General features: G+C 70.7%; 10 protein-coding genes. 8 read left to right on the forward strand and 2 right to left on the reverse strand.

The window, feature by feature from the left end; all coding sequences use genetic code 11:
* Nucleotides 1-22 precede the first annotated feature (22 nt).
* Genes ACZ6JY_RS32445 through ACZ6JY_RS32460 form a run of 4 tightly spaced genes read left to right on the forward strand, consistent with a single transcriptional unit; the run spans nucleotide 23 to nucleotide 4528 of the window.
* Nucleotides 23-400 carry an ATP-binding protein gene (locus ACZ6JY_RS32445; protein WP_469201658.1) on the forward strand — a complete coding sequence of 126 codons (378 nt, stop codon included), beginning with the start codon at nucleotides 23-25 and terminating at the stop codon, nucleotides 398-400.
* Nucleotides 388-1455, forward strand: coding sequence for an ATP-binding protein (locus ACZ6JY_RS32450; RefSeq protein WP_469201660.1), 1068 nt, complete (start codon nucleotides 388-390; stop codon nucleotides 1453-1455). The genes ACZ6JY_RS32445 and ACZ6JY_RS32450 overlap by 13 nt, the downstream gene beginning before the upstream one ends.
* 15 nt (nucleotides 1456-1470) lie before the next feature.
* Nucleotides 1471-2934, forward strand: coding sequence for a sensor histidine kinase (locus ACZ6JY_RS32455; protein WP_469201662.1), 1464 nt, complete (start codon nucleotides 1471-1473; stop codon nucleotides 2932-2934).
* Complete coding sequence (locus ACZ6JY_RS32460; RefSeq protein ID WP_469201664.1) at nucleotides 2924-4528, forward strand: SpoIIE family protein phosphatase; 1605 nt, start codon at nucleotides 2924-2926, stop codon at nucleotides 4526-4528. The genes ACZ6JY_RS32455 and ACZ6JY_RS32460 overlap by 11 nt, the downstream gene beginning before the upstream one ends.
* A gap of 10 nt (nucleotides 4529-4538) precedes the next feature.
* Here ACZ6JY_RS32460 and ACZ6JY_RS32465 read toward each other — a convergent pair whose 3' ends face one another.
* Nucleotides 4539-5015, reverse strand: a complete 477-nt coding sequence (locus ACZ6JY_RS32465; protein WP_469201666.1) for an ATP-binding protein — start codon at nucleotides 5013-5015, stop codon at nucleotides 4539-4541.
* A 163-nt stretch (nucleotides 5016-5178) separates the two neighbouring features.
* On the opposite strand from ACZ6JY_RS32465, the gene ACZ6JY_RS32470 reads away from it, so the two are divergent.
* The 4 genes from ACZ6JY_RS32470 to ACZ6JY_RS32485 all read left to right on the forward strand — a co-directional run bounded on the left by ACZ6JY_RS32470 (nucleotide 5179) and on the right by ACZ6JY_RS32485 (nucleotide 10249).
* On the forward strand, nucleotides 5179-5544 hold the full coding sequence (locus tag ACZ6JY_RS32470; protein WP_469201668.1) for an STAS domain-containing protein: 366 nt from the start codon (nucleotides 5179-5181) through the stop codon (nucleotides 5542-5544).
* Nucleotides 5545-5595: 51 nt separating this feature from the next.
* A complete protein-coding gene (locus ACZ6JY_RS32475) occupies nucleotides 5596-7239 on the forward strand; it encodes a PucR family transcriptional regulator (RefSeq protein ID WP_469201670.1) in 1644 nt (547 codons plus the stop codon).
* Nucleotides 7240-7368: 129 nt separating this feature from the next.
* Entirely contained in the window at nucleotides 7369-8994 is a 1626-nt protein-coding gene (locus ACZ6JY_RS32480; RefSeq protein ID WP_469201672.1) for a class I adenylate-forming enzyme family protein, read from the forward strand.
* Between the two features lie 652 nt (nucleotides 8995-9646).
* The gene (locus ACZ6JY_RS32485; RefSeq protein WP_469201674.1) at nucleotides 9647-10249 is read left to right on the forward strand and encodes a DUF2867 domain-containing protein; all 603 of its coding nucleotides are present in this window, start codon (nucleotides 9647-9649) and stop codon (nucleotides 10247-10249) included.
* 34 nt (nucleotides 10250-10283) lie between these two features.
* Here ACZ6JY_RS32485 and ACZ6JY_RS32490 read toward each other — a convergent pair whose 3' ends face one another.
* The gene (locus tag ACZ6JY_RS32490; RefSeq protein WP_469201676.1) at nucleotides 10284-11156 is read right to left on the reverse strand and encodes a TauD/TfdA dioxygenase family protein; all 873 of its coding nucleotides are present in this window, start codon (nucleotides 11154-11156) and stop codon (nucleotides 10284-10286) included.
* Nucleotides 11157-11224 lie beyond the last annotated feature (68 nt).

Genomic DNA, 11224 nt, shown 5'->3' on the forward strand with positions numbered 1-11224 from the left:
GGCGGCTCCGCAGGTTTCCGCGGTGTCGCGCAGCGGTGATCTCGTGCACATCCGGCAGACCATCCGTGCGCTGTCCCAGCGCTGCCACCTGTCACTCGTCGACCAGACGAAGATGATCACCGCCGCGAGTGAACTGGCACGCAACACGCTGGTTCACGGCGGTGGCGGCACGGTCACCTGCGGACTGGTCGACACGGACTCGAAGCGCGGGGTGGCCGCCGTCTTCGAGGACTCCGGTCCCGGCATCGCCGACATCGAGCAGGCGATGACGGACGGCTGGACCTCGGGCGGCGGCCTCGGCCTCGGGCTCAGCGGAGCCAGGCGCCTCGTCGATGCCTTCCGGCTCGACTCCACGCCGGGCAAGGGCACGACCGTGACCATCATCAAGTGGGTGCGGTGAGCACTGCCGTCACCTTCGATCACGAGGATGTGGCGTGGTTCCGGGACGGCGCCTCACTGGCCGTGGCGGCCCGGGGCGCGGCCGCCACGCTCGCCAGGCGGCTGGGGCTCAGCAGCCACCGGTCCGCCGAGGTCGCCCTCGCCGTCACCGAGGCCGCAACGAACCTGCAGAGGCACGCCGTGGACGGCGCGCTGCTGCTGCGCGTGGTGCGATCCGGGCCACGGGCCGGCGTCGAGTTCCTCACCGTCGACTCGGGGCCCGGAATGACGGACGTGCCCGCCGCCCTGGTCGACGGGGCGTCCAGCGCGGGCACCCTGGGCATCGGTCTCGGCGCGGTCTCCCGCCTGGCTGACACCTTCGACCTGCATTCCGTCCCAGGTCGCGGAACGGTCATGATGGCGCAGTTCTGGCCGCGCAACGCCAACGGCACAGCCGCCGTCGCCTCCCCCGCCATCTCCCCGTTCGCGGGCGTGACCCGGCCCATCAGCGGCGAGACCGTGTGCGGTGACGCATGGGCCGTGCGCAGAGTGGAGGCCAACACCGCCGGGCAGCGCCCCGCGGTCCTGGCCATGCTGTGCGACGGTCTGGGCCACGGGCCCCTGGCGGCACGCGCGAGCCAGGCGGCGGTCCAGGCGTTCCACGCCACGCGCGACCTCAGCCCGAAGGGCGTCATCGACGCGGTCCACCTCGCCCTGCGGCACACCCGTGGCGGGGCGGTCGCCGTCGCCCGGATCGACCCCCGCCGGCACCGGCTGGAGTACTGCGGCATCGGGAACGTCAGCGGATTCCTGGTCGACGACGACGGCCGCAAGGCCCTGCTGTCCGCCCCCGGAATCGTCGGCGAGCACATGCGGCGGCTGCGGACGTTCGAAGAACCCCTTCCCGCGCACGGCGCGTTGGTGATGCACTCGGACGGGCTGACCGAGCGCTGGGACCACAAGAGCCTGCCAGGGTGGCTGAGCCATTCACCACTGGTCATGGCCGGACAGCTACTGCGCGAAGCAGCGGTACGGAGGGACGACGCCAGCGTCGTCGTGATCAAGGAGGCATGGTGAGCAGCAAGGGGCGGCATGAGTGTGACGTGTGAATCGAGCTCTCCCGGGGGCGGCGCCCCCCGCGGTGCTCGCGCCTCCGCCACCGAGGCGGCCGACCCGGTGGCACGCTTCGCCCTGGCGTCGGCTCAGCATGTGTTCGGGCTGCGGCGCCGGGCACAACAGGCCGCGGCGGCAGTGGCCCTGGACAAGCAGGACCAAGTGCGTCTGGCGACCGCGCTGAGCGAACTCGGACGCGACCGGCTCAGTTGCAGCGGCCTTGAGGTCTCCTTCAGCCTGGCCCCACCGGGCTTGCCGACGTCCCTGCTCATCACCCTCACCTGGCGCAGCGGCCCGCCCCCCGCACAGGACACCCTCAACCTCGCGGGCAGGCTCGTGCGCGTCGACTACCGGACAGGGTCGGCCAGCGAGCGCATCGTGATCACGCAGCCGCTCCCCGCGGAACGCGTCGACGCGGCCGAACAGCACGCCCGCCTGGCCGAGGTCTTCGAGGACGGCACGCAGCTCACCGAAGCCGACGACCTGCGCGCCCAGACACGGGACCTGATCGCCACCCTGGAGGAGACCCGCGCCCAGCGCGAGGAACTGCGCCGGCTCAACGAAGAGCTGGAGGAGACCAACCGGGGCGTGCTCGCCCTGTACTCCGAGCTGACACAGGAGCTCGAAGCGACCAACAGCGGTGTCCTCGCCCTGCACACCGAGCTGGAGGACAAGCGGCACCAGCTGTTGCAGGCCAGTGAGGCCAAGACCCGGTTCTGGACGAACGTCAGCCATGAACTGCGCACCCCCGTCAACGCCGTGGTCGCTCTATCCACCCTGCTGCTGGCCCCCAGTTCCCCTCCTCTCACCCACGAGCAGTACGAACAGGTCGAGCTCATCTCCTCCTCAGGCCACACACTGCTGGCCCTGGTCAGCGACCTGCTGGACGTCGCGAAGGCCGAGGCTGGGCACCTCGAGATCAATCCGCGGCGAGTGGATCTGCGCCTGCTGGTCGGCCACCTCAGCAGTGTCGTCCTCAGCAGCCACGGCCACGACGAGGTCACTCTCCGCACGCCGTGTCCGAAAGAGCAGCCGGTCCTGGTCACCGACGAGACGCTGCTCGTGCGTATTCTGCGCAACCTCCTGGTCAACGCCCTGAAATTCACCGAGCGAGGCGAAGTGCGCCTGGACATCGCTGTCGCCCGCGACTCATCGGCCCCCGCCGTGACCTTCACCGTCACCGACACGGGAATCGGCATCCCGGAAGAGGAACTCGGCCGCGTCTTCGAGGCGTTCTACCAGGTCCGCGGCGCTCACCAGCAGGGCAGGCCCGGCACAGGCCTTGGCCTGCCCTATGCCCGCACACTCACCGAACTGCTCGGCGGCACCCTGACGCTCACCAGCACCGAGAACGTCGGCACCCGGGTGCAGGTATGCCTGCCGGACCTCAGCCACGAACACGCGAAGGAACGCGGTGACCAAGGGGCCGGCCGTGACCGATGAAGCCCAGGCAGACCTGCCCGCGACCGTCCTGGTCATCGAGGACAGCGAGACCAACCGCTACGTCCTCACCAGCTGGCTGAAGCGCGCCGGGCACACCGTCATCAGCGTCGGCACGGGCGAACAGGGCCTTCGCCGACTGCGCACCGCGGCGGACGGGCTCCCCGACATCGCGATCATCGACGTACGGCTCCCCGACATGAGCGGCTTCGAGGTCAGCGAACGCGTCAAGCACAGCCCGCACACGGCCCATCTGCCGATCATCCAGATCTCCGCCGCCGCCATCAGCCCCGCCGATCACGCGGAAGGACTCAGACGCGGCGCGGACGCCTACCTCAACCAGCCCATCGACCCCGGCGAACTGCTCGCCACCGTCACCGCCACCCTGCGCTACGCCCGGGCCCGCCAACGCGCCGAACGGCTGGCCCAACGCCTCATAACGCTGAACCAGGCGACCCTGGACGTCTACAGCGCCGTCGGCTTCCACTCCTTCGCCACGGCGGCCACCGGCGGCGCGGCCGCCGTCCTCGCGGGCCCGGCCAGCGCGGTGTTCCTCTCACCGCAGGCACAAGCCGTCCACAGCATGATCGACGACGCGCAGAGCCCCGTACGCATCCATGCGGCCCACTCCGGCCTGCTGCGACAACTGTCGGCCCACAGCCTGAACCAGGCCACCGGAGTCACCATCGTCCGCATTCCGCACCGGCAGTGGCGAGCCCTGCTGCCGGGCGACCACCTGTCCGGCGACGTCGCCCTCAGCGTCTCCCGCACCAAACGCGGCCGGCCCCCCGTCTGCCTGGCCGTCCCCGCCGGAGCACTGCACAACACCGATGACGAACAGCTCCTTCAGCAACTCACCAACGCCAGCGCCCTGGCCCTCGAAGCCCTGCGGACCTACAACGAGGAGCACGCCCTGGGCCTGGCCCTGCAACGCTCCCTCCTGCCCAGCGCGCTTCCGGCCGTACCGGGCGTCGCGCTGGCCTTCCGCTACCTCCCGGCCTCCGAACACGCGGAGATCGGCGGCGACTTCTACGAAGCGGTGCGGACGCCCGACGGGCTGCTGCTCGCCATCGGAGACGTGGTCGGGCACTCGGTGCGGGCCGCGACCGTCATGGGAGAGGTACGCCACGCACTACGGGCCTACGCCATCGAAGGCCACCCTCCGCATCACATCCTGGAATGCCTGGAAAGGCTCCTGGCCCAGTCCCAGCCCGGCATCACCGTCAGCCTCTGCCTCGTCCTGGTCGAACCGGACAGGCGCCGTCTGCACATCGCCAACGCGGGCCACATCCCCCCACTGGTCATCGACCCGCAGCAGGGGCCACGCTTCCACTACGCACACGGCCCGCTGATCGGTCTACGGCTCCCGCACCCCGAGCCCGCGCTCCTCGACATCCCGCCCGGCACGCGCCTGATGCTGGTGACGGACGGTCTCGTCGAGATACGAGCCATCCACCTGGACGTCACCCTTGCCGAGTTCCGCGAGGCCGTCGCCCATGGCCCGGAGGATCTGGAGGAGATGTGTGACCTGCTCCTGGGTCGTTTCGGCCAGGACAAGGACGACGACATCGCGTTGATCACGGCTCTGTTCACCTGAACCCGGTCTGTCACCCGTATCCGGTCTGCTCACCCGGGTCCGCCAGAGGCACACGGGCGGTGATGCGCTTGCCGACGACTTCCTTCTGGACGCTGAGATGCCGGGCGATCCGCATGACGATCTCCAGGCCGTGCCGGCCGATCCTGCCGGGGTCGGCGTCGTGGGCCGTGGGGAGATCGGTGTCGCTGTCCCACACGACCACCTCCACCATGTCTCCGACGATACGCAGATCCATCAGCACAGGGCCGGGGGCGTACTTGCGCGCGTTGGTCACCAGCTCACTGACGACGAGCTGCGTCAGATCCACCGCGCGGGCAGAAACGACTACGCCACAGGAGGTACGGGCCCGGGCGAGAAAGGCGGCCGCGAGGTGGCGGGCCTCGGCGATACAGCCGTCGTCCCCCTCCAGGGCATGGCTGGCCCGGATCGGGGTGTCGTCCTCGGCGGAACTGTCACCGTCGCCGTCACTGCCGATGCGCATACGCATCCCTCACTTCCCCCCGTTTACGCGGGGCGCGTACCCGGCCTGCTGCCACGTATGTGCGGTGCCGCCTCGGGACGGCCGTGTTCGGGCGTCGCTGCCCCGACAGATGAGGCAGAATCATTCGTATAGGCCGATTCGGGAAATCCTAGGTGCAGTTGAGGACACGGTGACCAGCATTCAGGGCAGGAAGTGGCCCGAACGGCTGTCCATCGAGCGGCAGATGATCGACGGCATCCGTGTCGTCACGCTGGTCGGCGAGATCGACGTCGACACCGCGGAGGCCGTCCGCGACGCGTTGCTGGTGCTCGACGCGGGAGGCCTTGCCTGCGTCGTGGCGGACCTCAGCGCGGTCACCTACCTGGACTCCAGCGGCACCAACGTCTTCGTCGCCGCCCACCGGATCATGAACGAGGTCGGCGGCTGGCTGCGCATCGCCGGCGCCCAGGACTCCGTACAGCGGGTCATCGAACTCATCGGCCTCGACCTGGCCGTCGACTGCCACCCCACCCTTCAGCAGGCTCTGGCGGCGTAGGCAGACCGGCCCGACCATCCGGTCCCGCGGTTCTCGTCCTAGCCTGAGGTGGTGACCAGTGATGTGCCGACGAACCCCCGCACCAGTCTCTCCCGTGTGCTCGACGACTTCAGCCCCGCCCTGCTCGACCTTGTGGAGGGCAGCCCCGAGCTGACCGACGAGGTCGGCGGAGTCGTCATCCATGACCCGGGCGACGAGATCGCCTACCCCCCGCGCGCCATCGTGCTGGGAGTCGGCGTCTACGGCACGGAGGGCATCGCCCGGCTCATGCGCGAAGTCGGCGAGCACGGCGCGGCGGCCCTGGTGGTACGCGGCCCGGTGGAGCGGGACGAGACGCTGGGCGCGGCGTCGGCGGCCTCGGGGGTGGCCCTGATCAGCCTGACGCAGGGCGCGTCGTGGTCACAGCTGACGGAGCTCCTGCGGACGCTGCTCACCGAGGGTGACGTAGGGGACGCGGGCGTGGAGACGCTCGGGGGAGTCCCCTCCGGTGATCTGTTCGCACTGGCCAACGCCGTCGCGACGCTGCTGGACGCGCCGATCACGATCGAGGACCGCCGCCAGCGCATCCTGGCCTTCTCCGGCCGCCAGGACGAGGCGGACCAGTCGCGCGTCGCCACGATCCTGGCCCGCCAGGTACCGGACGCGTACCTGCGCATCCTCGACAGCCGCGGCGTCTTCAACGAGCTGTACCGCAGCGACCGCCCCGTGCGCATCGCCCCCGCGACCATCGAGGAGGGGGAGACGGCCATCCCGCGGGTCGCCGTCGCGGTGCGTGCCGGGGACGAGTTCCTCGGCTCGGTCTGGGCGGCGGTCGAGGAACCGCTGACCCCCGACCGTGAGCAGGCCTTCCAGGACGCGGCGAAGCTTGTCGCGCTGCACCTGCTGCGCCACCGGGCGGGCGCCGACGCGCGGAACCGGCTGCGGGCCGACCTCGTCAGCACGGTGCTCGAGGGCGGCGCCGGGGCGGTGGACGCCCTGGACCGTCTTGGCCTCGTGAAGGCGCCCACGGTGGTGATGGCCATGGGCCTCACAGGGGAGAAGGGCGACCACGCTCAGCTGGCGGCGGAACGGCAGCGGCTGACCAGCGCCCTGGGCATCCACCTCAACGCGGTGCAGCCACGGTCGGCTCTCGCCCTGCTGGGCGACGTGACGTACGCCATCGTCCCGGTGCCGGCGGACCCGACGGCCGGCCGTGAGCGCGCGGTGCAGATCGCGGCCCACTTCGTGGAGCGCGCGGGCAAGCGTTCCCCGGTGGTGATCGGCATCGGGTCGGTGGCGACCGACCCGTCGGCGCTGGGCCCCTCACGGACCCGGGCGGACCGGGCCCTGCGCGTGCTGACCAGTGGCGAGAGCGGCAGGCGGGTGGCCTCGATCGCCGACGTGTACGTCGACGCGCTGCTGCTTGACCTGCGCGACCTGGCGGCCGTCCAGGGCGATGAGCTGCTCAGCCCGGTGGCCCGGCTGGTGGAGTACGACGCCAGGCACCGCTCGCACCTGGTCGAGACGCTTCGCGCGTGGCTGGACGCCTTCGGTGACGTCGTCGCCGCGTCGGACAGTGTGTTCGTCCCCCCCAACACCTTCCGCTACCGCATCCGGCGGGTCGCCGAGGTCGCGCAGGCCGATCTGCGGGATCCGTCGGTACGTTTCGCCCTCATGCTGCAACTGCGGCTGATGCGTCCCGCGGAAACGGCCTGACGGCAGGGTCGGGGACGAGGTCAGGGACAGGGTCGGGGACGGGGTCGGGGCATAATACTTTGCTGGCCGATGGCCGACGATGCCCCCCTGTCAGACCAGGTCCGCCGCGCGGCATGTTTGCATGTGTCCATGATCATTAGCTCAGAGCAAACAGCAACGCCGCAGACATACGTGGACCGCGTCCTGGAGCGCTGGCACGAGGACGAGGACGCCGAGGCGCTCGTCCAAGGTGCGCAGCGGCTGACCCGGGGCGAGGCCCGGCGGCGGCTGTTCCGTTTGGGGCACGCGCTGCGCAGGCAGGGGCTCGCGCCCGGCGACGGAGTGGGGCTCTTTCTGGCCAATCGCGTGGACTCCGTCCTGGTGCAGCTCGCGGTCCACCTCATCGGCTGCCGCGTCGTGTTCCTGCCACCCGAGCCAGGACCCGGCGAGCTCGCCGCGCTGGTCGAGCAGTCCAGGGCGCGCGCCGTGGTCACCGACCCGCTCTTCGCGCAGCGGGCCGCCGACGCGGCAGGCCGCAGCGTCCACGCCCCCGTGCTGCTCAGCCTCGGGCCCTGCGAGCAGCCGTGCGCGGACCTGCTGGCCCTGGAGGCCGAGTGCCCGGCGGAGCGCCCCGACGGCGTGCCCGCGCCCGGCGCGGACGAGGCCGTCACCGTCCTCTACACCGGCGGCACCCTGGGCCGCCCCAAGCTCGCCGCGCACAGCCACCGGCTGTACGACGCGCTGATGGGCCTGGTGCGGAGCGCCGCGGACGAGCCCCGGACGGCGGCCTTCCCGGCGATGGACCCGGGCACCGACCGAGTGCTCGCCGCCACGCTGCTCACTCACGGCAGCGGCCACCTCACCTCGCTCCAGGCACTGGTGACGGGGTCGACGCTCGTGGTCCTGCCCGAGTTCGAGGCGGGCGCGGCGCTCAGGGTGCTGCGCGAGGAGCGGATCACCGCCACCATGTTCGTACCGCCCATGCTGTACGCGCTTCTCGACCACCCGGAGTGCGTGCCCGGCTCCCTCCCGGCGCTGCGGCGGATCGCCGTCGGCGGCGCGGCCTCGTCGCCCAGCCGGCTGCAGCAGGCCGTCGAGGTCTTCGGGCCGGTGCTCAGTCAGGGCTACGGGCAGTCGGAGGCGCTCGGCATCGCCGTGTTCGGCGCGGAGGACCTCGCCTCGAAGGGGGCACAGCGGCCCGAGCTCTGGCGCAGCTGCGGTCGCGCGATAGCCGGCACCGAGATCGAGATCCGCGGGGAAGGCGGCGCGGCGGCGCTGCCCGCCAGGCAGGTCGGCGAGGTGTGCGTACGGGGCAAGACGGTGATGCTCGGCTACTACCAGGACCCGGAGCGCACCGCGGAGGCGCTGCACGACGGCTGGCTGCGCACCGGGGACATGGGCTACCTCGACGCCGAGGGGTACCTCTATCTCGTCGACCGGGCCAAGGACATCATCGTCACCGGCAGCACCAGCGACAACGTCTACTCCCGGGTCCTTGAGGACTTCCTGCTCACGCTCCCCGGCGTACGCAACGCGGCGGCGCTCGGCGTGCCGGACGAGGAGTACGGGGAGGCCGTACAGGTCTTCCTGGCCACGGCAGAGGGCGCCGACGTCGACCCGGACGCGGTCGGCGCGGCGGTGACCGCCGAGTTGGGCGACCTGTACACGCCCCGGCGGACGGTCCTGCTTGACCGCCTGCCGACGACCAAGGTGGGCAAGGTCGACAAGAAGGCGCTGCGCGCCGCGTGGACGAAGGAACTCGTGGACACGCCGTAGACACCGCGTGGGCGCGGCTCAGCGCCGCGCCAGCGGTTCTTGCCGGGCGTCGGCAACGAGGAGGAGCAGAGGCTGCCGTCGGCGCCACCTACTGGCAGAAGAGGACCGGTCATAGCCTGACTCCCGGCCCGAAGGAGCTACGGCGGAGGCGGCATGGCGACGATTCTTACGGTCTTTGGGCTGCTGGGGGTGGCGGCGGTCTTTCTGATCGTCGTTCTGCTGCGCAGAGGAGGCTCTCGCACCGAGAACGCCGACGGGCTCCGTATCGAGCAGCGCCGCAGAGAACAAGCGAGCGTCGACCGCGCCTCCTACAGCTCTTCCACCGTGCACAACACTTCGCTTCCCCCGCGTAAGCGACCGCGGGGGTAGCCGGCAGGCCCGCAGGTGGACGGCAGGGGGCGGCTACGCCAGCCGAACAGCCGTTCTAGCCTGGCCCTGGCCTCGCCCCCACCGCCCTCGACCTGCTCGATCACGCGAGAAGCCGCCCTTGCTGACGCCGAGTGTCTGCGCCGGCGCCTCGATCGGCACGGCTTCGGGGCCGTCCGCGACCAGCGCCCGGTGTGTGTCTCCTCACGTCCCCACCAAGTGTACGGGGGCGCATAGTTGGGTCTAGCCTCGATATATACGCCACCGTATAGATAGGGGCCTGCTCATGCGACTTCCCCGAACCGCCCACACCGAACGCCCCTGGCGTATCCACGAGATCGCCGACGACTTCACGGTCGAGGACGTGTGGGCACTGCCCACCCCCGGCGGACCCGACGACCTCGTGTGGCTGGTGCGTCAGACCGCCGACGGAATAAGGGGCGGGGTGAAGGGAGACGGTCCCGTCTCCCGCGCGCTCTTCGCCATCCGCTGGAAGCTCGGCGCACTGCTCGGCTGGGACAAGTCCGACACCGGCATCAGCACCCGGCTGCCCTCCCTGCGCGACCGCATGCCCGCGGACCTCCGTGAGGGCGCCCAGGGCCCCGACCTCGGCTCGTCCCCGTTCACCTCCCTCTACCAGAGGGACGACGAGTGGGCCGCCGAGATGGGCAACAAGACCGTGCACGCGGTCATGCACATCGGCTGGGTCCCGGACGGATCCGGCGGCTACCGAGGCCAGATGGCCGTCCTCGTGAAGCCGAACGGGCTGTTCGGCACCCTCTACATGGCCGCCATCAAGCCCTTCCGGTACGTCGGGGTGTACCCCGCGCTGATGCGCTCCATCGGCCGCGAGTGGCAGGCGAACGCCGCCGCGCGCAGCGTGCGCTGACCGCCTCCGCCCGCAGCCGACGAGGCCTGCTCCGTCAGCCCTTGACGGGACCGCCGTTGATGGCGACGCGACGGCCGTAGCGGGCGTAGGGGTAGTAGTCGTACGTCGCGTGGTGCTGGACGCAGCGGTTGTCCCAGAAGACGAGGGTGTTCGGCGTCCAGCGAACCCGGCAGTGCAGCACCGGCCTGCTGGCGATGGTGTCGAAGAGCATGCCGAGCAGGGCCTGGCTCTCCTGGGCGGAGAGCTGCGGGATGCGGCTGGTGTAGGCCTTGTTGACGTAGAGCAGCTTGCGGTCGGTCTCGGGGTGGCGGGCGACCAGCGGGTGCTCGCTCTTCGGGATGACGTAGTCCGCGGGCGGCACGTAACCCTGCAAGGCCTGCGCGCCGTCGTGGATCGCGGTGAGCGGGTCCAGCAGGGAACGCATGGCCGGCGAGAGCATCTCGTAGGCCAGGTGCATGTTGGCGAAGAGCGTGTCGCCGCCGCAGCCCAGTTCCGGGATCTCGGTGATGTAGAGCATCGAGCCGAGCGAGGGTTCGGCGTCGGCCGTGCCGTCGGCGTGCCAGCCGTTGCCCGCGACGTTCGCCGCGGCGGAGGTCGTGCGGATCTCCAGTACGCAGGGGTCGCCCTCGGGCGGCGGGGGGTTGACCGGACGCGGTTCACCGAAGGCGGCGGCGAACCGTTTGTGGTCCTCGACCGTGATCGTCTGGTCGTGGAAGACGAGGACGTGGTGGTCGTGGAACGCGGTGACTATCTCGTCCAGTTGCTCCGCCGGGATGTCCTTGGACAGGTCGACGCCCGAGATCTTGGCGCCCAGGACGGGGGTGATCCGTTCGGCCGTGATGGTCCGGTAGGGCCTCGCGGGACGTGTGGTCACCGCTTCCAGTGCTTCGAGTTCGTAGGGCTCCATGACGTCCTTCGGTAGGCGCGGGGTCGTGGGGATCGGACTAGCAGCGGTTCGGTTCGGTTCGGCTGGTT

It is taken from the genome of Streptomyces sp. NPDC046335 (genome assembly GCF_055587985.1).

What these genes read in the sequence shown, in the direction of transcription:
- ACZ6JY_RS32455 (WP_469201662.1), top strand. Translation starts at nt 1,471, where the DNA reads ATGAGTGTGACGTGTGAATCGAGCTCTCCCGGGGGCGGCGCCCCCCGC.
- ACZ6JY_RS32465 (WP_469201666.1), bottom strand. Translation starts at nt 5,015, where the DNA reads ATGCGTATGCGCATCGGCAGTGACGGCGACGGTGACAGTTCCGCCGAG.
- ACZ6JY_RS32480 (WP_469201672.1), top strand. Translation starts at nt 7,369, where the DNA reads ATGATCATTAGCTCAGAGCAAACAGCAACGCCGCAGACATACGTGGAC.
- ACZ6JY_RS32485 (WP_469201674.1), top strand. Translation starts at nt 9,647, where the DNA reads ATGCGACTTCCCCGAACCGCCCACACCGAACGCCCCTGGCGTATCCAC.
- ACZ6JY_RS32490 (WP_469201676.1), bottom strand. Translation starts at nt 11,156, where the DNA reads ATGGAGCCCTACGAACTCGAAGCACTGGAAGCGGTGACCACACGTCCC.